This is a genomic window from Deltaproteobacteria bacterium PRO3, assembly GCA_030263375.1.
In the GTDB taxonomy this organism is placed as follows: domain Bacteria; phylum UBA10199; class UBA10199; order DSSB01; family DSSB01; genus DSSB01.
The window spans coordinates 1-22,461 of record SZOV01000056.1; the positions used below are offsets into that span (position 1 = coordinate 1).

21 protein-coding genes are annotated in these 22,461 nt (G+C 62.6%); 12 read left to right on the forward strand and 9 right to left on the reverse strand.

The window, feature by feature from the left end; genetic code table 11:
- Window positions 1-5: 5 nt before the first annotated feature.
- Window positions 6-668: a heme exporter protein CcmB gene (gene ccmB, locus FBR05_09580; protein ID MDL1872446.1), complete on the forward strand. Its 663-nt coding sequence runs from the start codon at window positions 6-8 to the stop codon at window positions 666-668.
- A 5-nt stretch (window positions 669-673) separates the two neighbouring features.
- Here ccmB and FBR05_09585 read toward each other — a convergent pair whose 3' ends face one another.
- Entirely contained in the window at window positions 674-1,552 is an 879-nt protein-coding gene (locus FBR05_09585) for a hypothetical protein (protein MDL1872447.1), read from the reverse strand.
- 17 nt (window positions 1,553-1,569) lie between these two features.
- Entirely contained in the window at window positions 1,570-3,750 is a 2,181-nt protein-coding gene (locus FBR05_09590) for a hypothetical protein (protein ID MDL1872448.1), read from the reverse strand.
- Between the two features lie 147 nt (window positions 3,751-3,897).
- Between FBR05_09590 and FBR05_09595 the strand changes: the two genes are divergently transcribed.
- The 4 genes from FBR05_09595 to FBR05_09610 all read left to right on the forward strand — a co-directional run bounded on the left by FBR05_09595 (window position 3,898) and on the right by FBR05_09610 (window position 11,113).
- A complete protein-coding gene (locus FBR05_09595; protein MDL1872449.1) occupies window positions 3,898-7,344 on the forward strand; it encodes a hypothetical protein in 3,447 nt (1,148 codons plus the stop codon).
- A gap of 317 nt (window positions 7,345-7,661) precedes the next feature.
- Window positions 7,662-8,384 carry a hypothetical protein gene (locus FBR05_09600; protein MDL1872450.1) on the forward strand — a complete coding sequence of 241 codons (723 nt, stop codon included), beginning with the start codon at window positions 7,662-7,664 and terminating at the stop codon, window positions 8,382-8,384.
- Between the two features lie 170 nt (window positions 8,385-8,554).
- Window positions 8,555-9,877: a hypothetical protein gene (locus FBR05_09605; protein ID MDL1872451.1), complete on the forward strand. Its 1,323-nt coding sequence runs from the start codon at window positions 8,555-8,557 to the stop codon at window positions 9,875-9,877.
- Between the two features lie 6 nt (window positions 9,878-9,883).
- Window positions 9,884-11,113: a hypothetical protein gene (locus FBR05_09610; GenBank protein MDL1872452.1), complete on the forward strand. Its 1,230-nt coding sequence runs from the start codon at window positions 9,884-9,886 to the stop codon at window positions 11,111-11,113.
- Here FBR05_09610 and FBR05_09615 read toward each other — a convergent pair.
- From FBR05_09615 to FBR05_09635, 5 genes are read right to left on the reverse strand one after another with little or no spacing between them, the layout of a single operon-like run.
- Window positions 11,110-12,303: a pyridoxal phosphate-dependent aminotransferase gene (locus FBR05_09615; GenBank protein ID MDL1872453.1), complete on the reverse strand. Its 1,194-nt coding sequence runs from the start codon at window positions 12,301-12,303 to the stop codon at window positions 11,110-11,112. The genes FBR05_09610 and FBR05_09615 overlap by 4 nt on opposite strands.
- Before the next feature lie 6 nt (window positions 12,304-12,309).
- Window positions 12,310-12,801, reverse strand: a complete 492-nt coding sequence (gene coaD / locus FBR05_09620) for a pantetheine-phosphate adenylyltransferase (GenBank protein ID MDL1872454.1) — start codon at window positions 12,799-12,801, stop codon at window positions 12,310-12,312.
- Entirely contained in the window at window positions 12,741-13,352 is a 612-nt protein-coding gene (gene rsmD, locus FBR05_09625; GenBank protein MDL1872455.1) for a 16S rRNA (guanine(966)-N(2))-methyltransferase RsmD, read from the reverse strand. Before rsmD ends, coaD begins: the two co-directional genes overlap by 61 nt.
- A 13-nt stretch (window positions 13,353-13,365) precedes the next feature.
- Window positions 13,366-13,707 carry a DUF4190 domain-containing protein gene (locus FBR05_09630; protein MDL1872456.1) on the reverse strand — a complete coding sequence of 114 codons (342 nt, stop codon included), beginning with the start codon at window positions 13,705-13,707 and terminating at the stop codon, window positions 13,366-13,368.
- A 25-nt stretch (window positions 13,708-13,732) separates the two neighbouring features.
- On the reverse strand, window positions 13,733-14,149 hold the full coding sequence (locus tag FBR05_09635) for a DUF2752 domain-containing protein (GenBank protein MDL1872457.1): 417 nt from the start codon (window positions 14,147-14,149) through the stop codon (window positions 13,733-13,735).
- Between the two features lie 124 nt (window positions 14,150-14,273).
- Here FBR05_09635 and FBR05_09640 point away from each other — a divergent pair, with 124 nt between their 5' ends.
- Complete coding sequence (locus FBR05_09640; GenBank protein MDL1872458.1) at window positions 14,274-15,161, forward strand: SHOCT domain-containing protein; 888 nt, start codon at window positions 14,274-14,276, stop codon at window positions 15,159-15,161.
- Window positions 15,162-15,173: 12 nt separating this feature from the next.
- Here FBR05_09640 and FBR05_09645 read toward each other — a convergent pair whose 3' ends face one another.
- Window positions 15,174-16,319, reverse strand: coding sequence for an aminopeptidase P family protein (locus tag FBR05_09645; protein ID MDL1872459.1), 1,146 nt, complete (start codon window positions 16,317-16,319; stop codon window positions 15,174-15,176).
- 133 nt (window positions 16,320-16,452) lie between these two features.
- Between FBR05_09645 and FBR05_09650 the strand changes: the two genes are divergently transcribed.
- Complete coding sequence (locus tag FBR05_09650) at window positions 16,453-16,926, forward strand: septal ring lytic transglycosylase RlpA family protein (GenBank protein MDL1872460.1); 474 nt, start codon at window positions 16,453-16,455, stop codon at window positions 16,924-16,926.
- Between the two features lie 96 nt (window positions 16,927-17,022).
- Here the strand turns inward: FBR05_09650 and FBR05_09655 are convergent, their stop codons facing one another.
- Window positions 17,023-18,501: an aldehyde dehydrogenase family protein gene (locus FBR05_09655; GenBank protein MDL1872461.1), complete on the reverse strand. Its 1,479-nt coding sequence runs from the start codon at window positions 18,499-18,501 to the stop codon at window positions 17,023-17,025.
- 196 nt (window positions 18,502-18,697) lie between these two features.
- Here FBR05_09655 and FBR05_09660 point away from each other — a divergent pair, with 196 nt between their 5' ends.
- The 5 genes from FBR05_09660 (at window position 18,698) to FBR05_09680 (ending at window position 22,419) form a co-directional block, all read left to right on the forward strand.
- Window positions 18,698-19,207 (forward strand): porin family protein, encoded by a 510-nt coding sequence (locus FBR05_09660; protein MDL1872462.1) that lies wholly within the window; start codon window positions 18,698-18,700, stop codon window positions 19,205-19,207.
- A gap of 63 nt (window positions 19,208-19,270) precedes the next feature.
- A complete protein-coding gene (gene folD / locus FBR05_09665) occupies window positions 19,271-20,128 on the forward strand; it encodes a bifunctional methylenetetrahydrofolate dehydrogenase/methenyltetrahydrofolate cyclohydrolase FolD (GenBank protein MDL1872463.1) in 858 nt (285 codons plus the stop codon).
- Between the two features lie 12 nt (window positions 20,129-20,140).
- The gene (locus FBR05_09670; protein MDL1872464.1) at window positions 20,141-21,010 is read left to right on the forward strand and encodes a methylenetetrahydrofolate reductase; all 870 of its coding nucleotides are present in this window, start codon (window positions 20,141-20,143) and stop codon (window positions 21,008-21,010) included.
- A 10-nt stretch (window positions 21,011-21,020) separates the two neighbouring features.
- Entirely contained in the window at window positions 21,021-22,103 is a 1,083-nt protein-coding gene (gene gcvT, locus FBR05_09675) for a glycine cleavage system aminomethyltransferase GcvT (GenBank protein ID MDL1872465.1), read from the forward strand.
- A gap of 190 nt (window positions 22,104-22,293) precedes the next feature.
- A complete protein-coding gene (locus FBR05_09680; GenBank protein MDL1872466.1) occupies window positions 22,294-22,419 on the forward strand; it encodes a hypothetical protein in 126 nt (41 codons plus the stop codon).
- Window positions 22,420-22,461: the final 42 nt, after the last annotated feature.

Sequence of the window (22,461 nt, forward strand, 5' to 3'; positions counted from 1 at the left end):
GCATGATGAAGAGCTTCATGGCGCTCCTCGCGCGCGACCTCACCCTGGCCGTGCGGGAGGGGGCCGCACTCGGGACCGCCCTCGGCTTCTACCTCGTGGTCGTGACGCTGCTGCCGCTCGGCCTGGGGCCGGACCTGAAGCTCCTCTCGCGCATCGCGCCGGGCGTGCTGTGGGTCGCACTTCTCCTGGCAGCACTTCTTTCCTTGCCGCGCATGTTCGAGGCCGACCACGAGGACGGCTCGCTCGAGGTGATGGCCACCGCGCCGCTCCCCCTCGAGCTGGCGGTCGCCGCCAAGGCGCTCGCGCACTGGATCTCGACCGGCATCCCGCTCGCCCTGGCGGCGCCGGTGCTGGGGCTGATGCTCAATCTCGACATTGTGCTCACGCCGGCGCTGGTCGCGACCATGCTGGCCGGAACGCCGGCCATCAGCTTCCTCGGCAGCGTCGGCGCGGCGTTGACGCTGAAAGCCCGCCGCGGGGGCCTCCTGCTCGCGCTGCTGGTGCTGCCGCTGTATATCCCGACCCTCATTTTCGGCATTTCGGCCATAGGTTTCGCGGGCCTCGGCCAGGAGGGGTTCGCCGCCTCGTTCCTGATCCTGCTCGCGATCTTCTCCTTGGTGGGCGTCAGCGAATGGGTCTCGGCGAAGATCCGGCACGCGATCATCTAAATTCCTCAAATATCGTAGACGACGGAAAGTCCGCCCCATAGCACCGTGGGCTCGGGCGAGGCGCGCCGCAGCGAGGGCGCCAGGAGATTTGAGAAGCACAGGCTGGGGATGAAGCTGAAGCCCTTGAGCGGCGCCCAGGGAAAGGCCAGCGAATAGACCAGCAGGTTGGCCTGGGTCCCGACGTCGGCGAAGTAGGCCTTGTTGAAGCGGGCGTCCCCGACCGCGAAGAGCAGCGAGGTCTCCATCCGGAATTTCAGCGGGAGATTGCGCCGGTAGGACACGCCGAAGTCCCAGAGGATCGTCCCGGCGGGCTCCAAGAAGCCGACGGTTAGGTCGCTGAACACCTTCACCGGGCCCAGCGCGCGGCTGACCTGGAAGTAGCCCTGCAGCGAGTTCGGCCCGCGGTTGCGCGAGGCCGGGTCGTCGTTGAGGTAGAGTGCGGCGATGAGCGAGGCCTGAAGGCTCCATTTGCCGATGTCCCTCTGGTAGTAGAGCGTCAGGTCCACCTCGTTGAACTCGCCCTGGTTCGGCTCGTCGCCCAACACGAAGTTGCCCCAAACGGTCATGCCGACGTCGTAGATCTCCAGGGTCGCCGAGGGCTGCCACACCGGACCTCCGCTGTAGAGCACCCCGTTCCAGACGTACTGGGAATAGAAATCCGAGCGCAGGCGCGCCGACCATCGTTTGGAAGGCGGCGGCAGGTTCTCGATGAATCCGGGGTCCGGGAGCAGCGGCGGCCCGCTCGGCTGGGTTTTGGCGTTGTGGGGCGCATTTTCCCCCGCGGTCAGGGGGAGGGGCGCCAGCGCCAGAAAAAGCAGCAGCATGCCGCGGCCGCGCGCGCGGCGGAGGGTCGAGAGAAGGGCCCGGAACGGGAGTCGAGACAACAAACGAATTCGCCCTTTCACCAATCATGCGAAAAATCCTGATGGGTCTTTCGCAGTCGTATCTGGATCTTAGCGCGTTGCGCGTCCTGAAGCTCCTCAATTTTATCGAACAGCTTCCGGCGGCTCCAGCGGGGAAACTCGGCGACCCGCTTCCCGGCCGCCACGGCGAAGCCTTCATCTTCGTCGAGCAGAAGCAGGAGATAGGGTTGAAGGAAATCCGCGTCTTTCAAATGGGCGAGGGCCGAGGCGGCCTCCCAGATCAGGGTCTTGTCGGAGTCGCGCAGCGCGTTTTCCAGCAGGTTTTCGTAGGCGTAAAGCCGAGTCGCGCCGATGGCCTCGAGGCCGGCCAGGCGCTCGGTGGTGTCGCGGGAGCTCGCCAGCCGCTCGATCTCGGTCAGGGCCTTGTCCCGAGCCCCCTCCCGGGTCCGGGCGAAGGGGTGGAGCGCGATGCAGGCCGCCCCGCGCACGCGGGGATCGGCGTGCTCCAAAAAGGGGAGGAAGATCGGGATCAGGCGTCGATCCCGGAAGCCGGCGAGGGCCTTGAGCGCCGCCGCCTGCACCTGCGGGTTGGGGTCGTAGAGATAGCCCAGGAAGAAGACGATCACCTCCTTGCCCAGCAGGTCCTTCAGCACGCGGAAGGATTTGGCCATCAAGACGGGATCCTTTTCCTGATCCTTCTTTAGGAGGCCGATCAAGGTGTAGATGCCCTGGAACTCCGGCGAGTTCCGCAGGCCGTCGATGGCGGCGGAGTGCAGGGAGTTCTTGGGATCGGCGAGGATCGGCAGCACCGTCTTCATCGCCTCGGGGTTGCGGATGTGCTCCAGCGCCGTCACCGCGGAGCGGCGCAGCTCGGTGCTCTTGGAGTCGTGGAGGATGGAGGCCAGGGGCGCGATTGCCTCGGTCTGCGGGCTTTCACAGAGGGCCTGCACCGAATTCAGCACCAGGCTGGAATCGCGGGAATGCAGGCAGTTGAGCAGGTGTCGTCCGTAGGGTTTGCGGAACAGGAATGGAAACAGGAAGAACAGCGCCGCGGCGGCCAGCATCCAGTACTGCATCTGCGAGATGCTGACCTGGAAGGCGAAAAGCGCCGCGACGGCGAAGAGCAGGACGGTGCCCAGCGGCCGGCCGAAGCCCTCGGTGAGGACGCGAAGCCTGCCCTTCACTCGCTCCGGAAAGACGGTGAGTATGGAGGAGTGGATCCCGGTCGCAAAGTGGTCGGAGAAATAAAAGACGATGCCGTCCACGATCGCGATGGTCACCAGGGACGGATGAATGATGAAAAGGATCCACGGCAGGATCATCAAGGCGGCGAAGAGGATGAAATTCTGCGTCGGGCCCAGCCGCTCGGTGATTTTGGGGCCGATTAACAAGTGGTAGCAGAGGACGATGAGGCTGGCGGCCGCCGAGACCTTGCCGAAGAAGGCGGTCAAGGCGTCCTCCCCTTGGATTCGCTCGGCGGCGAAGGAATTGAAGACGTAGTCGGAGCCGTAGCAGATGAAGGAATAGCCGATCCAGAAGACGAAGATCAGCTGGATGAGGCGGTTGGAGAAGAAGGACCGCGAGCGGAAGCCGGTGCCGGGCGCCTGGACCTCGCCCCAGACGATGCCGGTCGAGAAGCCGGAGGTCTCCGGGCGCGGAAAGGAGAAGCGCACGAAGAGGAAGGGGATGACGCAAAGCGAGGCGCCCCAGAGCAACAGGAGCGACTCGGTTCCCAGCCATTGGGAGGCGAAGCCGGTGAAGAGGCCCCCGGCCATCTCGCCCAGGATGGTGGCCACCACCAGCTGTGAATTGACCTTCTTCGAGTCGGCGTGGGTGAAGGTGAGGCTGGCGAGGACCCAGAACTCCAGCCCGGTCAGGACCAGGACGGCGTAGGAATAGATGCGCACCGCAAAGTAAAGCGCCTTCCACTCCGGAAAGAGTTGAATCAGGGTCCAGCCGATCAGCACCAGGACGCCCAAGGTGAAGAAAGAGCCGTAGAAGATGACCTTGCGTGAGTAGCGGTCGATGATCTTCGAGAAAAGATAAGACAATCCAAGGGCGATGATCGAGGAGGCGAAATAGATATAGAAGAGGGAAAAGGTCCCCACCCGCGTGATGAACAGGGAAGTCGCCGCGAAGAAGCCCGCGGAAAAGGCGAATTCCAGGAAGAACTTGAAAAGCAAGAAGGAAATCTTGCTGTTTTTGAATAGTCCCCCCACGACCCGGCTCCCCTTGTCTGTGAGTCTCCATGATAGGAACTGGGGCCTGCGCTGTCCAGGAGATCATGGCGAAGAAATGATGGTGCAATCGCCCCCGGCCGTGGGTTATTATAGATTTGTTTGGGAAGGAGGAGGTTGGGGGTTTTTGTGGGCGCTTCCGGGCACTGGAATTCCGAGGCCGGGAAATTCGAGTTCCTCAAAAAGCTGGGGGAGGGCGGCTTCGGCGAGGTTTGGCTGGCCGACGATCCCCGTCGCGGGGAAAAGGTCGCGGTCAAGTTTCTGCACCTCAAGCATTGCGACCAAAACAACATCGACGTCTTCAAGCGGGAGTTCGAGATCTTGGCCGAGCTGAAGCAGGTCCACCTGGCCCGGGTCTTCGACTTCGGTTTCTCCCCGGAAAACGAGCAGTATTTCCTCAGCACCGAGTTCTGCCCCGGCAAGCCGCTGCTCGAGGCCATCGCCGGAAAACCCGTCGCCTATTTCGAAGAAATCCTGGTCCAGATCCTCTCCGCGCTGGAGTGCATCCATTCGCAGGGCATCATCCATTTCGACATCAAACCCGAGAACGTCCTGGTGGAGGATCTGGGCGGGCACCCCCACGTGAAGCTCGTCGACTTCGGCGTGGCGGTGCGGCTGAAGGCCTTGCCCCAGCAGTTCGGCGGCACCCTGGCCTTCATCGCGCCCGAGGTCCTGGCGCGCAGCGCCAAGCTGGACCACCGCGTGGACCTGTATTCCCTGGGCATGCTCTGCCTGCTCTGCCTCACCGGGCGGCTGCCCTTCCGCGCGAATGACCCGGAGGACGTCATGGAGTGGCACCGCTCCGGCAGCCTGTCCCCGAGTCTCTGGAAGGGGCGCGAGGTCCCGGCCTACCTCCGGGAGATCGCCGAAAAGCTGTTGGCCAAGAATCCCTCGGACCGCTTCTCCAACAGCCGGGTGGTCCTGAACTTCCTGAACCTCGCCACCGGCGGCCGGTACCGCCACGAGGAGGAGGAGCTTCACGCCCAGATCCCCATCGAGGGCCCGATCGTGGAGCGCCGCGAGGAGGTGCTGCGCCCCATCCAGGAGCGCATGGAGCAGGCCCTGTTCTCGGCGGAGCCCGGGGATTTTTCCTCGGTGTACTTCATCACCGGCGAGGCGGGCCTGGGCAAGAGCCGGGTGCTGGAAGAGATCCGCCACGTCGTTCAAGTGAAGGAGATCCGATTTCTGCAGGTGGAGTGCGACTGGAACGTACCCTCCTGGCCGAAGCTGGAAAAGTGGCTGGACATGCCGCCCTTCACCGGGGACGCGCTGGACCAGAATTGGCAGACCCGGCGCCGGATGGACTTCCTCATCGAGGCGGCGAAACAGGGGCCGCTTTGCCTGCTGATCGACGATTTTCACAAGGCCGACCAGGACCTGCGCAGCCTGGTCCTCGAGCTGGCGGCGCATTCCCGCAAGCTGCGCGCCTCCGGACAGGCGGTGCCCCTGTTCTTGCTGGTCGCGACCGAGGAGGCGATCGAGGGCGGCGTCCGCCTGCCCCACCTGAGCGCGAAAGGGATCTCCACCTACCTCAAATTGGTCCTGGGCGAGCGGACCCCGATCGAAAACCTGGCCGAGGTTCTGCACCAGTATTCCGGAGGCCTCCCCCTGCTGATGGTCGAGGGCCTGCGCTTTCTCGCCCCGCACTTCTTCCGCGGCGAGCCGCTGGAGAACCTGCTGCGCCCCGACAAGATCCATCAGCTCTACGAAGAGAAGCTCAAGCAGCTCAAGCCCGCGGAGGAGGAGCTGCTGATGACCCTGGCCCTGCTGTTCAGGCCCGCCGGAGAGGCGGAGATCCTGAACATCCTCGGGATGGATTCCGCCGCCTTCATCGACGTGGCGGAAAACTGCATGAAGCTGGGCTTGTTGAGCGGGAATCCCTACGGAGATCCGGTCTACCGCGTCTCCAGCCAGGCCTTGGCCCTCGATCTGATCGGATCGCTCCCGGCCGAGCGGCGACGCGAGCTCCACGCCAAGATCGTTGGGGGCCTCGCGCAATCGGCCGCGACGCCGGTGAAGGAGCTCGCCTACCACTACGCGAAGGCGGGGAAAAATTCGGAGGCGATCCGGCATTACCGCCAGGCCGGAGAGGACTTGGAGCGGGAAGGGAAGGTCGCCTCGGCCTGCGAGTGCCTGCAGAAGGCCGCCGAGCTGACGGCGGAGGGATCGCCGGAGTGGCGCGCCTTGACCTTGAAGACCTTCCGCCTCCTGATCCTCTCGGGCAGCTACGCCGAGGCGGAGAGATTGCGGGAAAAATTGGCGCAATACCCCTCCTGGGAGAGCGAGGAGCTTTCCGGGTGGCTGTACTTCAAGATGCGGAAGTTCGCCCCGGCGCGCGAGCACTACGAGGCGGCGGTGAGGCTGCTTCCGGACGGCGACCCCCTGCACCGGACCATGCTCGAGAACGCCCTGGGCAACGTCGACCTCCACGAGGGGAAGGTGGCGGAGGCGGTGGCGCGCTTCGAGAAGACCTTCGCGCGGGAGGCGGAGCTCTCCGAGGCGGAACGGTTGCAGATCAAGAACAACAATCTCGGCCTCTCCCTGTCGCTGGCGGGGCGTCACGAGGAGGCCGTCCAATTCTTCCGCCGCCGCCTGGAGCGTTCGGAGTCCTACAATATCTCCGACCAGCTCACGCTTTTGAACGGCATGGGCTTCGCCTGCCTGAAGGGCTCCCGCTACCAGGAGACGATCTCCTGCCTGAAAAAGGCCATGGTCCTGGCCGAGCAGTCCGGCGCCATGCACGCGCTGTATTCGGTCATGGGCAACCTGTTGACCGCCTTGCTCAAGGAAAACCGCTACATCGAGGCCCTCTCCATCCTGCAGAAGATGGACCAGTACCAGCGCAAGTTCGGCACCCGCAAAGACATCGCCCACAACCTGCTGCGCCAGGGCAGCGTGTACCTGACGCTGGGCATGGGCGAGTACGCCCTGGGCTGCTTCCGGGAGGGGAGAAAGGTCTCGGAGGAGATCTCCGAGGCCCTGCTCGCCGGCTGGTTTGCGCTGATGCTCGCCTATTGGGAGCGCAGTTTCGGCGGCTTCGAGGCGGCCGAAAAATTTTTCCGCCAAGCCGAGGTCGAGGCGGCCGCCATCGGCAACGAGGAGCTGAAGGCCTTGGCGAAATATGGCCTGGCGGATCTGCTCTACGATCAAGAGAAGTTGGAGGCCTGCCGGAAGTGTCTCGGCGAGCTCGAGGTCCAAACCCAGGATCACGAATTCGACATCCGCTTGCGCCTGCTGCGGGCGAAGTCCTCGGTGGTCGGCGATCCGGTCCCCGTCTTCCTCGAGCTGGAGCAGGAGTGCAAGAAGAACAATTACCGCGAGCTGCTTTGGGAGCTCTACCACGCCTGGGGCCGGCACCATGCGGCCAAGAAGGCCCGCGTCGAGGCCCTCGAGCTTTTTGAAAAGGGGATCCAGGTCCTCGAGGGGATCGCCGCCTCGCTGCCGGAGGAGTATCGCTCGCGCTATCTGAATCAGCGCTTTCAGAAAAAACTTTTTGAAGATCGGGAAAAAGAAAGGACCGCCGCGAAGGGCGGTTTCTTCTCGCGCCTGAAGCGGGCCCTCCCTTTGACGGGGTAGTTTCTGGAGAGGCTTTTTGGAAGCCTAATAATTTTCACTGCTTGCGAATGAGAGGGGCCTAGGCTTCTCCCGAGTCATGCGACGACTTCGTGCCAATTTCGCTCTTTGGAAATATTTTCAAATTCCGCAGCGAAATTTTTTCCAAACCTCGCCAAAAGTATTTGTACAAACTTCTGAACAGTATTAGCATTGCCTTTAAATCAATCTTTTTCACTTAATCGCGACTTCGGATTCCTTCTCGTATTTCACCTAAGGAAAGGGGTGGGGCCCTTTGGAAGTGGGGATTCGTGGGGAATCGGGGTTTCCAAGGAGGGAATATGGGAAAGCTACTGATAGGGTTAGTGGCTGCTTGCGGGCTGTTGTTTGCGTCAGCCGCAGGCCACGCAACTATCCGGAAAAACGTCGACGAGGTCTGTTACGCCGAGTGCCTCAAGATAGAACAAGCCGATCAATGTAATTTAGGAAGCGTCCGAGTTTGCGCCGCCAGGTGCACGATCTCGGAGGACACCCGTGCCTTCTTCAACGGCGTGGAGGTCTTCGGCGGGATGACCAAGGATGACCGCGGCATTGAATATTACGCCTCTCCGCTGGTCAATGCCTGTACTCAATGCGATATGGATAGGGGGCAGATCGACCCAAACAACCAATTCACTTGCGCGGTCGCTCCGGCGAGCACCAGCAACCTTTGCACAGAATTGGACCCGACTTTCCAGGCGACCTCCATCGTCAACTTAGTGCCTAATTCAACCTTTGCGGAATCCATTCGCATCGGGAAGATCCTTTGGAACATCGATTTGATACAGCCCTGTTTCCCGGTTATCGACGTCGGGAACCAGACTCTCACCAACGGGACGATCAGCTGCAACACGGGCACGCAGGTCGGCGGACTCGGCTGCAAGGAGCGTAAGCGATCCGAGACCAGCTTCTTCTGCCCGACCTCCAACCCGACCGCCATCGGTTGCAACACCTTGGAGACCACGAAGTGCGTCAGCTCCTCCGCGGATTCCTGCGCGGACGGAAATCAAGTCGGGGTCTATTAGCAACCGTTCGTCGATATAACGCTGAGTAATTACGGGGGGCTTAGGCCCCCCGTGTATTTTCGAGGCAGGAAAATTTTTCTAGAGGCGTTTTTAAAGCTTTTCAAGGTGGAACGACTTACCTTAAAATCGTTTCATCGAGACATTCTAGGGGATTGCGAGGGGTAGGGAAGATGCGTCGAAATTGGATTATCCCGGTGGTCATCAGCCTCTTGGTTGCCTGCGGCGGAGGCGAGCCTTCCGAATCTGAGCTTTTGACCCAGAACAAGTTCACAGGGGCAAATGCCAGCCGGATCAACAGCATCTCGGCCGCGACCGTCACCGCCACCGCCGCCCTTAACGCCTTGGGACTCTCCGAGGCGACGAATCTCTCGCTTAATTCCCAAAACTTCGTCAAAATGGCGAGTATTCCCGGCATGCGGTGCCAGTCAAACCTCTCGGCCAGCGTCACCACCTCCGAGGCGGGCGCCGCGGACTTGGTCGGGGACTGCACGGCCGCCGAGGGCGAAGACTGTTCCTACGTCCTCACCGGCACCATCGCCTTTCGCGGGGTGCAGGTCGGCACCGGCCAGCTGATGAACGGAACTTTTACTTACAATTTCCAGATCGATTTCCCCGGCTGCAACCCGGATCTCACCCAGGCCGACATTACCCTGAACATGCAGGGATCGGGCGTCACAGGGGATCTGGAGATCTTGCAGATCGGTTCCAAGTTTTCGCTGGTTTTCGCAGGCCCCGGCCTGCCGCCGGTGCCGGTGGTTCAAGTCTTGCAGTCCGCCGGCCGATACGCCGGGTTGAATTGCCTCTCCTCGCTCAACGCCTCCAGCTGCTTTCAAGACGCGGACAACGATTTTAGAGACGACCTGACCGACAATTGTCAGAACTTGCCCAACCCCAACCAGTCCGATACCGACGCGGACGGGGTGGGCGACCTCTGCGACAATTGCCCGGCCATCGAAAATCCGGACCAGCTCGACGGCGATTTGGACGGCAAGGGAGACGCCTGCCCCTGCGCCCCCAACGTGGACGCCTGCGAGGAACCCAGCGACTGTTCCTTGGACTTGGGTTGCACCAGTGGTTGCTGCCAGGATTGCCCGCCCTCGGACACCAGCCTGAAGATGACCTGTCAGCGGGCGGATGAGATCAACGACCGTTACGGCCTGACTGGCGGTTGCGCGCAATTCGGGCATCAGTGCAATCCGAACGGCTGCTGTGAGTTCGTTCCCTCGGATACCTTCGGCGACCTGTGCGACGACCCGGTCAACCCGGGCGAATGCGGCGGCGCGGCCGGCTTCGGCGTCTGCGGCATCGCCCTTACCTCCGAGATTTGTTTCGTCTTCGAGCCGAATCCCGAGGTCGATTGCCCGATCATCGAGTCCCTGGGTTTTGCGGTAGAGTGCGGGACCTTCGGCCAGCCCGTCTGCAACGAATTGATCGGCTTCGGTGTGGCCAGCTTCGACATGGCCTGCAACGGGGTTTGCTGCGTGGAGCCTTAAGACGTGATGCAAGAGCTTAAAAAAAGATTTTGGACCTTGCTGGCGCCGATCTTTGCGGCCTTAGGCATCGCCTGCACCGCCCTGAACCCCGCCACAGCACCCGCGCCCCTGGCGGAGCTCCCGGCCTCGCTCTCTTTCCCGGATGACGTCGCCATCGACGTCAGCGAGACCAATGTGGTCGGCGGCGGGGCCACCTTGAAGTTCGTGGCGGACGACGGCGGCTTCAAGCCCCAGGTCTTGCCGGTGGGCGGCGAGTATTTCGACGGGATCGTCTTCGGATTCACCACGAACGAATTTGTCAATACCCAGGTGGAGTTGTTCCTCAACAGCCTTTCTCAACTCCAGATTCCGTTCAATCCCATTACGCGGTTCTTCGACTCGGGCAGCTTTTTCCCCGATCAGCGTCTCAAGATCGATTTTTCCGCCTTCGATTACGACGGCGACGGGGATGACGACGGCACCGGCTGTACCTGTCCCACCGGCTGCGACTCGGTCTGTCCCTCCGAAGCGCCCTTCGAGGACCTTCAGGCCGTTTGCTACCGCATCTGGCGCGATGCCGCACTGAACGGCGAATTCGTGCCCTTCATCGCGGGATGCTTCGACCAGCTCAATATCCCCGACGACCCGGACACGCCCGAAGACGAGGGCAATCCCGGCGCGGGTAGCTTCCGGCTGAGCATCAGCATCTTCATCAATCCCTCGGATCCGCCGGTCGGTCTCAGCAATTTGGGGGTTAACTACAACCATCGCAATCCCGCGCGTCCGCTGGATCAATTCACGGAATATTTCACGCTGTTTCAGTCGGTTTTCTTCACGCCCGATTCCAACGTGGCCTATGTGCGGACCGAGCAGACCGCCTTGGACGCCACCGACCCCAGCGAAGACCGCTTGTTGAAGACCATCCGCTACAGCAACAACCAGGTGAACAGCGACGGAACACCGGTCGAGCCGCCGTCCACCCTGCAGTACGTCGCCCGCTACCGCACCGACTTCAACTTCTGGAGCGGCACCCTGCAGAACTTCACGCTGTTCCCCTCGCTCGCCTTGGTGCCTCCGCCGCCCATCGAGAACTTCTTCGCCGTCTGCGCGGAGCTCTCCACGGCCGTGGAGGTCGACCAGAGCACCTGCCTGGACATCGACATCGACGTGACGAACGTGCCCTTCCTCGAGTTGCTCCTGCCGGACGACGCGCGGGTCAACCTGCCGGCGGATTTCCCGTCGACGCCGACCTTCTAGGAAAAATCGCCCAAGGCCTTCTCGATGCGGTCGAGGCCCTTTTGGATGTTCTCCATGCTGGTCGCGTAGGAGAGCCGCATATAGCCCGGCGCGCCGAAGCCCGAGCCCGCGACGCAGGCCACCAGGTGCTTCTCGAGCAGGTACTCGCAGAAGGCCGAGTCGGTGTCGATCTTGCGACCGCCCGCGCTCTTGCCGAGATAGGCGGAGATGTTGGGAAAGACGTAGAAGGCGCCCTGCGGGTTGTAGCAGCGGATCCCCGGCATGGCGTTGAAGCGCTTCACGATGTAGTCGCGGCGGCGCTGAAATTCGGCCACCCATTCCTTCAAGAAATCCTGGGACTCGTTGAGGGCCGCGACGCAGGCCCACTGGGTCATGCTGTTGATGTTGGTCGTGACCTGGCCCTGCAGCTTGGTCATGGCCGCAAGGATCTCTTTGGGCCCCGCCGCGTAGCCCATCCGCCAGCCGGTCATCGAGTAGACCTTGCTGGCGCCGTTGACCGTGACGGTCAGGGCCTTGATCTTGTCGTTGAGCGAGGCGATGGAGACGAATTCGAAACCCTCGTAGACGATCTTTTCATAAATCTCGTCGGAGATGCAGAGGATGCCCTTGGCGACCAGCACCTCGGCGACCGCCTCGAGCTCCTTGCGGCTGTAGGCCGAGCCCGTCGGGTTGGAGGGACTGTTCAGGACGAAGGCCTTGGTCTTAGGAGTGATCGCCTTTTCGAGCTCCTGCGGCGTGATTTTGAAGCCGTTCGCCTCTTTCGTCTCGACGATGACTGGGGTCGCGTCGTTTAGGAGCACCTGGTCGGGATAGCTCACCCAATAGGGCGCGGGGATGATCACCTCGTCGCCGGCCTCGAGGAGGACCTGGGCGATGTTATAGAGCGAGTGCTTGCCCCCGCAGCTGACCAGGACCTCGTCGCGGGTGTAGCTTAGGTTGTTGTCGCGTTTCAGCTTTGCGATAATCGCATCCTTCAACTCGTTGACGCCGCCCACGGGCGTGTACTTGGTCTTGCCCGCCTTCAGGGCCGCGATGGCGGCCTGCTTGATGTGCTCGGGCGTGTCGAAGTCGGGCTCGCCGGCGCCGAAGCCGACCACGTCGATGCCCTCCGCCTTCATCGCCTTGGCCTTGGTGTCGATGGCCAAGGTGGGGGAGGGTTTCACCTTTTGGATGCGTTGGGCGAGTTTCACCATGTCTTAAGCTCTTTCCTTGAGTTTCGTACGGATGGTCTTGGCGACCAAGGGGTGCACCAGGCCCTTCACCGAACCTCCGAAGTACGCGATTTCTTTGATGATTGTCGAGCTGATGTGGGAGAAGCGGCTCTCGGTCATCATGAAGATGGTCTCGAGCTTCGGGTCGAGGTTTTTGTTGGCGAAGGACATCTGCAATTCGTATTCATAATCCGCCACCGTGCGCAAGCCGCGGAGGATGGCGTTGGTCTTTTTCCGCCGGGCGTACTCGACCAGCAGGCCCTCGAAGGTGTCGACCTCGACGTCCTTGCGGCCCTTGAAGAGTTTCTTCAGCAGGGCCACGCGCTCTTCCGGACGGAACAACGAGCGCTTCGAGGTGTTGTGGGCGACGGCGATGATGATTTTTTCGAAGATGCCTAAGCCGCGCTCGACGATGTTCATGTGCCCGAAGGTGGGCGGGTCGAAGGAGCCGGGGTAGATGGCGACTTTGCTGCGCATGGGGTTTCCTTGAGGAAGGTGACCGTCGTTTGGCCGTACTTACGTAAATCCGCCACCTCGAGTCCACTCAAAAAAGCGGGGCTTTCGCGGGGGGAGTGCTCGCAGAGCAGGAGGCCCTCGGGTGCCAGCAAGGGAAAGGCCTTGAGCTTCTTGAGGGTCGCGTCGACGAAACCCTTATCGTAAGGGGGGTCCAGGAAGATCAGGTCGTAGCGGTAGCCCTTTTTGTGCAAAAACTCGATCGCGGCGGCCGCCTTCTTCTTGATCACGTGGGCCTTCTCCTGGAAGCCGGTGAGCCCCAGGTTGTGGAAGAGCAGCGAGACGGCGGCCTGGTTGGGGTCGACGAAGACGACCGAGTCGGCGCCCCGGGACAGGGCCTCCAGGCCCATGCTCCCGGTGCCGGCGAAGAGATCCAAGACCCGCTTGCCGGACAGGTCCCCGAGGATCTGAAAGAGCGATTCGCGCACGCGGGCCGCCGCCGGGCGGATGCCCTTCGATTTGGGACCGCGCAGCTTGCGGCCCTTGGCCGAACCCGCGACGATCTTGAGGCCCATAGAAGTTCCGAAATTAGAAAGTGCTGGGGTTCATCGCCTTGCCCTGCATGATGGCGAAGGCGAAGATGCCGATGTAGACCAGCGCGCCGATGGCGCTGAGGACGGTCCCCACCAGGCCGAGGATCCAGCCGATCTGCGCCAGGTTGCGGTTGGCGGGATCGCCGCGCCCCTCGTCGATGGCCTTGACCTCGGAGCGCCCGACGATGATGGCCGGGATGCCGGCGAAGAAGCCGCAGCAGAGCAGGCTGAGGATGCCCAAGACCAGGGCCATGATGGCCTTGGTGTTGTTCTTCGGGGCGCCGGCGGGGGCCGGGGCTGGGGTGGCGGTGGAGGTCGGGGTGGGAGGAGGCGTCATAGCGTTCGTCCTTTCGCTTCGTCGTTCAAGAATGGTGTTGCCAAATCGAGACCAGGCGCAGGGCCCAGGCGCCCAAAAAGACGGTCAGTCCGGCATAGGCCCAATGCATCTTGGCCCCGCGCAAGAGGCCGCCGAGCGGGGTCCGGCGATGAAAGTACTCGGCCAAGGAAAGGGCCGCCGCGATCCCGAAGGCCAGGAAAAGCAGGGGGCCCAGGGCATGGGCCGCGAAGGCCTCCCGCCATTGGCCGTGCAGCAGGTGCGTGAAGCTGGTAGTCAGGCCGCAGCCGGGGCAGGGGAGGCCGGTCCATTCGAGGAAGAGGCATTTGGGCAGGCCCAGCGCGCGATGCGTGCCGAGCCCCGCCGGATGGGGCGTGAGATAGAGGCCCGCCGCCGTCACCAGGAGAAAGGCGAGGGGCAGGACCAGCCAAAACCTGCGTTGCATAGGGGCCTATCTTGTGGAAAGCCGGGGGCTTAGGCAACAAAATTTTGAGAATGTTGACCTCCCCCACCCTTTATATTAGAGCCCAACGCGAAACCAAAACCGCCTCTCCCGCGTCGGAGTATCCATGAAGCGACTATTGCAGATTTTTTCCCTGGTGTTGTTGTCCGTCCCGGCCCTGGCCGCCCGGGGCGCCACGGTCTACCAGCAGCCCAACAACCAGGCCAATTTCGTCAAGCTGGAAAAATTCAAGCCCAAGGGGCCGGAGGTCCAGCTCAACCATCCCTATACCTTCACCGACGAGCAGATCCGGGCCATCCTGCGCAGCCTGAAGTACAGCAAGAAGCTGATCCTCCTGAAGGAATCCAAGAACCGCGACATCTTCGAGCTGGAGTACGTCGACAAGTTCGCCCCCTACCTGATCGAGGCCTTCGCCAAGGCGACGCCGGAACAGGCGGTGATATGGTCGGTGGTGCAGAAGCGGCCCTATTTCATCATCCGCAACGACAAACTGACGATCGTCCGCATGTGGATCGTCGGCAACGAGCTGCACCTGGATTTCCTGAAGGTCGAGGCCAAGCTGCAGGGCGACTATCAGGCCAAGACCACCGGCCAACGGCTGATCGAGGAGGCCAAGGGCGTGGGCGTGCGCATCGAGCCGCAGCAGGGACAGAAGTTCGCCCTCGATTCCACCGATACCCTGATCCTCGACCTCAACGCCAACTGGCCGCAGATCGCGGACGCCCTCGACGTCGAGGACGAGCGGCTGCGCGAGGAGGCTGAGCTGGCGAAGAAGGGCAAGAAGATGGCCAAGTCGCCGGAGGGCTCTTCGGCGACGGGTGCGACGACGCTCTCCACGACTGCCGCACCGGCGCCGGCGCGTCCGGCCCCCTCCGCGAAGGACCAAAGCGACGCCCAGGCCCGCCTGACCGAGCTGAAGGCCTTGAAGGACAAGGGCCTGATCACCGAGAAGGATTACGACAAGAAGAAAGAGGAGATCCTGAAGGATCTGTAGGGGCTAAGACCCCTACGGGATCTCCAATATTTTGGGGCAGGACGACAAGACCTCGCAGCCGCCTTTCTTGACGTAGACGACGTCTTCGATCCGCACCCCGCCGATGCCTTGGTAATAGAGGCCGGGCTCGACCGTCACCACCGTCCCGGCCTTTAATATCTCCGACACCTTCGACACCCGCGGCGCCTCGTGGATGTCCAGGCCCAGGCCGTGGCCGGTGCCGTGGAAGAAGCCCTGCATCCGGCCCTTCACCCGCCCCGTCTTGTAGCCCCGCGTCTCAAAATAATCCTGGATCCACTGGTGGATGTCGCGGCCATTGACGCCCGCGCGGACGCGCCGGATGGCGCCCTCCTGGGCCTCCTTCACCGTGTGCCACATTTTCCGGATCTTCTCGTTGGCCTTCCCCTTCACCACCGTCCGCGTCATGTCGGCGAAGTATTGGCTGTCCATCGAGCGGGGGAAGACGTCCATCACGATAGTCTGGTGCGGCTTGAGGGGGCCGTAGCCCTCGCAGTGCGGGTCCACCGCCTGGTTGCCGCCGGCGACGATGGTGTGCTTGCCGAGGCAGTTCTGTGCCATCAGGTGCAGGTTGATCGTCCCGCGCAGGCGCTCGCTGGTCAGGACCTCGCCGCGGTAATAGATGCGGTCGCCGCGGATTTTTGATTCGCGCAGGACGCGGTAGGCGGCCTGGATCGCCTCGCCGGTGTGCCTTAGGGCGTCCTTGATCGCGGCCTTCTCCCGCGCCGTTTTCAGCACCCGCTCTTCATAGAAGGGATCCGGCTTGGGTAGGGTCTTGAATTTTCGCTTTTTCAGCTGCAAGGCGAAGGAGAGCGGGAAGGTCGCCGGCACCGTGAGCTCCTTGGCGCCCAGACCTTTGAGGACGTGGGCGATGACGTCGCTCATCGCGGGCTTCTTGCCGTTTTTAGCGGAGAGTTTTTTTTCGATCTCGGAGTAGCTGAGCACCTTGTCGACCTCGGCCTCCTTCTTGCCGCGATCGACCTCGAGGTCGTTGAGCAGGAGGTAGCGCTTGCCGCGGTGCTCGATGAAGACGACGGGGTCCGGGGCGAGAAACTGCGTGGCCCAAAACAGGTTGGCGTCGCTTTCGGAGGCGGCGATCATCAATCGGGTGGCGGGCGTGGCGGAGTGGGCGCGCGGCATGACATTTCCTTCCGGGACCCTTCGAGCGGGGACCCTCGGGACACGTTAGGGAAGGCCTTGAGAAATGTCAATGATCCCGCCGGTTTTCCCGGCCGGGTTGACGCTGGAGGAGAAAATCGTTAGCCCTCCAGGGATGTTTCGCGTCTCCCTCAGCTTGATGATTGCCTTGACCCTGGCCGCGCTCGCCGTGCCGGGCATTGCCAAGGTCAAAAAAGAGGTGAAGGCCCACTTCAAGGCCTGGGATTTGATGGTTCCTATGCCTGCCGAGCTGAATCTCGAGATCGAATCCGAGCCCATGGCCGTCGGATGGGCGTCTTGGTACGGCCCCGGTTTCCACGGCCGCCGCACCGCGAGCGGCGAGCGCTACAACATGCACGCCATGACCTGCGCCTCCCGCGACCTTCCCTTTGGGACCTTGCTGGAATTGACCAATCTGGAAAACGGCCGGAAGGCCGTGGTGCGGGTCAACGACCGCGGGCCCTTCATCAAGCGGCGCATTTTAGACCTTTCCTACGCGGCGGCGCGAAAGCTGGGCTTTCATCGCCGTGGCCAGACCAAGGTCGAGGTCCGCGAGGTCGCGGCGGCGGAGCTTGCGTCCGCGGAGTAATTCCATCGAATATCGATTTATTTTCGGCGTCCGTAGGCGCGAACCTTGTGTTCGCCCTCTTTGTCCGTGCACGGGGGGCGAACACGAGGTTCGCCCCTACTCGTAGAGGCTCAAGAATTCGTCCTCCGAGAGATCCACGTAGACGTTTTTCACCTGCGTGTATTCCTCCAGCGAATACTTCGACAAATCCTTGCCGTAGCCGCTCTGCTTGAAGCCCCCATGGGGGGCGAAGGGCGAGACCAACATGTATTGGTTGACCCAGACCTGGCCCGCCTTGATCCGCTTGGCGACGCGGAAGGCCCGCTTGATGTCCTGGGTCCAGACGGCGCCCGCCAGGCCGTAGATCGTGTCGTTGGCGAGGCGGACGGCCTCTTCCTCCTCCGTAAATTTCAGCACGGTCAGGACCGGCCCGAAGATCTCCTCCTGGGCCAGCTTCACCGCATTGGAGTCGGCGGCGAAGATCGTCGGCTCGAGGTAATTGCCGCGGGCGAGGGCGGGGTCCTTCGGCACCTCGCCGCCGCAGAGCAGGTTGAGGCCGTTCTCCTTGGCCCATTGCACGTAGGAGAGCACCTGCTGCCGGTGCGTCGGCGTGACCAGCGGTCCCATGCGGGAGTCCCAATCCAGGGGATGCCCCACCTTGATCTTCCGGGCGCGCTCGACCAGCTGCTCGACGAAGGCGTCGTAGATGTCGGCGTGGAGGAAGAGGCGCGAACCCGCGATGCAGCACTCCCCCGCGTTGAAGAAGATCGCGGTGAGGGCGCCGCTGACCGCGCGGGAGAGATCGGCGTCGGGGAAGACGATGTTCGGCGACTTGCCGCCCAACTCCAGCGTCGTCTTTTTGAGATTGCCGCCCGCCGCCTGCAGGATGCGCCGTCCGACCTCGGTGGAGCCGGTGAAGGAGAGCTTCGCGACGTCGGGGTGCTCGGCCAAGGCCTGACCGACGGCCGAGCCGGGGCCGGTCACGACGTTGACGACGCCGGCGGGCAGACCGACCGCGTCGCAGATCTTGGCCAGTTCAAGGGCGCTCATCGAGGTCAGCTCGGCGGGCTTGAAGACCGTCGTGTTGCCCGCAGCCAGGGCGGGAGCGATCTTCCAGGCAGCGAACATCAGCGGAAAATTCCAGGCGGCGATGGCGCCGCAGACGCCGAGCGGCTCGCGCAGCGCCAGGTCGAGGGCGTCGGCGGGTACGGCCAAGACTTCGCCGTTGAGCTGCGTGGCCAGGTCGGCGAAATATTCGAAGGTGTCGGCGGCCTGGTGGACGTCGATCAGGCTGGTCTCGGTGATGGTCTTGCCGGTGTCGAGGGCCTCGATCTCGGCTAAGCGGTCCAGGTCGTCGCGCAGCCGCTTGCCGATCTCGCGCAGCAGGCGCCCGCGTTCGACGCTGTTGCGCACGTGTCCCCAGTCGGTGTCCTCGAAGGCGCGGCGCGCGGCGGCGACGGCGCGGTCGACGTCTTCCTTGGCGCCTCGGGGGAAGGTCGCAAGGGTCTCCTGATCCGCGGGGCAGATCGATTTTGTGCGCTCGCCCGAGGTGGCCTCGACGAAGGCGCCGTCGATATACATGGAATATTCTCGAATCTCTCCGGACATGGCTGGCTCCTTTTTTTCTCCATGGATGATCCTACAGCGTACGGCGACTCGCCATCAAAATCTCGTTGACAGCGCGGACCTCAGTCGGTAGCGAAAAATCCGGATCTGGATTTCAAGACCTGTCGCGGCGACTCGTGTGTGGGTTTTGTCGCCGTCACTGTCTTATTCAAGAGGAGAAACGATCATGTTGAAAAAAATCATCCGTCATTCCCAAAAAATCTTCGTCGCGGCCTGCATCCTCGGAGGCCTAAGCGCCCCCGCGCTGGCCGATACCCAGGCGCGGCAATTCGTCTTGAACCTGCCGCTCGGCGTCGCCGTCGGCACCGAGGGCCTCGGCGCCTCCTTCGACATCGGACTCGAGCCCGAATTCTTCTTCACCGAGCACACCTCGCTGAGCCTGCGCCTCGAGGGCACGGTGGGCGACACCGACACCTTCCACGTCGGCGCGCGCTTTCGCTACTATTTCGACATCACTCCCAAGGTGAATCTCTTCGTCGGAGCCGGCATGGGTTACGTCGCCAATTTCGACGGCGCCGACTTCGGCGACGCCGCGATCCCGGTCTTCGGCTGGCAATACGATATCGGCGAGCACTTCAAGATCGGCTCCGACGTGTCCTTCGACATCGTCTTCAACGAGAACAACGTCGCCTTCCTGACCCGGCTGATGCCGGTGGTCGTGAAATGGGCCTTCTAGGCCCGCGACCGGCGCCAAAAAGCCGTTGACTTGGGTGGGGGGCGCCGATTAGTCCCCACGACCATGGGCAGCATCATCGACGGCAAGGCGGTCAGCGAGAAAATTCGCGCGGAAATCAAGCAAGGCGTCTCGGAGCTCTTCGCGGCGAAGGGCCTGCGTCCCGGTCTGGCCGTCGTCCTGGTTGGCGAGGACCCCGCCAGCCAGATCTACGTGCGCAACAAGACCAAGGCCTGCGAGGACGTCGGCATCGCCGGCTTCCAGCACAGCCTGCCCGCGGACACGAAGGCGGAGGACCTGATCGCCCTCGTCCGCAGGCTGAACGAGGACCCCAAGGTCCACGGCATCTTGGTTCAGCTGCCCCTGCCTCCGGCCCTTAAGGCCCTCGACATTGCTACTTATATTGATCCCCGCAAGGACGTCGACGGGCTTCACCCCCTGAATATCGGCAACCTGGTCACCGGCCGGGAGGGTTTTCGCTCCTGCACGCCCTTCGGCGCCATGAAGCTCCTCGAGTCCATCGGCTTCGAGCTGCAAGGCAAGCACGCCGTCGTGGTCGGGCGCAGCAACATCGTCGGAAAGCCGATGGGCATGATGCTGCTCGAAAAGAACGCCACGGTCACTTATTGCCACTCCCGTACTCCTGACCTGGCCGCCGAAGTGCGCCGCGCCGACGTGGTCGTCGCCGCCGTCGGGGTCCCCGAGCTGGTGAAGGGCTCCTGGCTCAAACCGGGGGCGGTGGTGATCGACGTCGGCATCAATCGCAAGGCCGACAAGAAGATCGTCGGAGACGTCGAGTTCGCCTCGGCCATCGAGCAGGCCGCCTACGTGACGCCCGTGCCGGGCGGCGTGGGGCCCATGACTATCACCATGTTATTGTGGAACACCCTGCTGGCCGCGCGTCGCTTTTCCGAATCCAGGTAAAATAAGTGCTTCATGACCAGACTTAAAGAAGAACTACAATCCGGACGCTTCGTCGTGACCTCCGAGATCGCGCCGCCCAAGGGCCCGGACTTAAGCGACTTCCTCGAGAAGGCGCGCCTGGTGAAGGACCGCGTGGTGGCGATCAACGTCACGGACAACCAGCGGGCGATCATGCGCCTCTCCTCTCTGGTGGCCAGCGCGGCCCTGGTGCGCGAGGGCATCGAGCCCATCTACCAGTTGGCCTGCCGCGACCGGAACCGCCTCGCCCTTCAATCCGACCTGCTGGGCGCCCACGCCTTCGGGATCCGCAACATTCTGCCGCTCACCGGCGACGCGGTCGCCCTGGGCGACCAGAAGGAGGCCAAGCCGGTCTTCGACCTGACCTCTGTCAAGCTGATGGCCTTGGTTCAGAAGCTCAACCAGGGCTTGAGCTACGGCGACCATCCGCTGAGCGGCAAGACGGACTTCTTCGTCGGCGGCGCGGTCGACCCGAAGAACATCGGCGCCAAGGCCTTCTTCCAAAAGATGGAAGAGAAGATGAAAAACGGCGCGGCCTTCTTCCAATCCCAGCCGGTCTACGACTTGGCTCAGGTCGAGACCTTCCACCGTTACTGTGAGGAGCACAAGGTCAAGAGCCTGATCGGCGTGCTTTTGGTCAAGGGACCGAAGCAGGCGGCCTTTTTGAATTCCCACGTGCCCGGGATCCGCATCCCGGAGGAGATCATCCACAAGTTCAACGGCGCCGCCGAGCCCCTGCAGGTCGGCATCGACTTCGCGGCCCAACAGATCCGCGAGCTGCGGGCGATCTCGCACGGGATTCACATCATGACGGTGGGGCGGGAGGACCTCGTTCCCGAAATTTTGGATCGGGCGGGATTGTAGGGGCGAAACTATGGGAAAAAAAACTCCCCTCTACGACTGGCACCTTCGACATGGCGCCAAGCTTGTCGAGTTCGGCGGTTGGGACATGCCGGTCTCCTACGAGGGCGTCCTGGCCGAGCACCAGGCGGTGCGCGAGCGCTGCGGCCTCTTCGACATCTCCCACATGGGCGAATTCTTTGTCGAGGGCCCGGAGGCCGAGGCCTTTCTGCAAAAGGTCACGACCAACGACGTTAGCCGGCTTAAGGACGGCGACGCCCAGTACTCGCTCTTGCTCTACGAGAAGGGCACTGCGGTCGACGACATCATCGTCTATCGCCTGGGCCCCCGGCGCTTCATGCTCTGCGTGAACGCCGCCAATATCGACAAGGACCGCGAGTGGCTGCTCTCGCACCTCTCCGGCCAAGTCTCGCTGACCGACCGCAGCCCCGAGATGGGGATGATCGCCCTCCAAGGTCCGAAGAGCGGGGCCGTCTTGCAAGCCCTCGGCTTCGACCTGGCCTCGCTGAAGCGCTTTCAATGCCGCGAGACCTCCCTGGCCGGGGTGAAAGGACTCATCGCCCGCACCGGCTACACCGGCGAGGAGGGCATCGAGGTCTTTTTGGAGAACGGCGACCTGTTGCGGCTTTGGGAGGCCTTCCTGAAGGCGGGCGAGCCCGAGGGCATCCGCCCCATCGGCCTGGGCGCGCGCGACACCCTGCGCCTCGAGATGGGCTACCCGCTCTACGGCCACGAGCTGAGCGACGCCGTCGATCCCCTCGAGGCCGGCCTCGCCTGGGTCGTGAAGCTGGGGAAGGGCGAATTTATCGGGCGCGAGGCCTTGGCCCGCATTCAAGAGCGCGGGCCGGCGCGCGAGCTGAAGGGCCTGACGATGGAAGAGCCCGGCATCCCGCGCGAGGGCTATGCCGTCTTCGCGGGCACCGAGCGCGTCGGCGTCGTGTGCAGCGGCACCTTCAGCCCCAGCCTGCAGGTCGGCATCGCGACCGCGCTCTTGACGCGCGGCGCCGCGGCCGAGAGCGGGGAAATTTTCATTGACATCAGGGGTAAAATGAAGAAAGCAAAAATCACTCGATTGCCTTTTTATTCGCGAAAATAACGACTTATTTAGGAGTTCGAAATCTTCTATACATTTTTTCATGGGTGTCCGGGCGGGGGTTCTTAGGACTGCTTGGCGATTGGCCAAACCCGCAGCGCCGCTTGCGAGCACGGTGGGGGTGCAGACCGGGACAGGGCCCATGAAAAATGTATAGAAGATTTCGAACGGATTCATTGGAGCGGGCGTCCTTATGAACTTCCCTGAAGATCTCAAATACACCACCGAGCACGAATGGGTTCGCATCGAAGGCGACGTCGCGACCGTCGGCATCACCTACTGCGCGCAAGGGCAATTGGGGGACATCGTCTTCGTCTAGCTGCCGGAAGAGGAAGAGACCATCGACAAGGGCGACACCTTC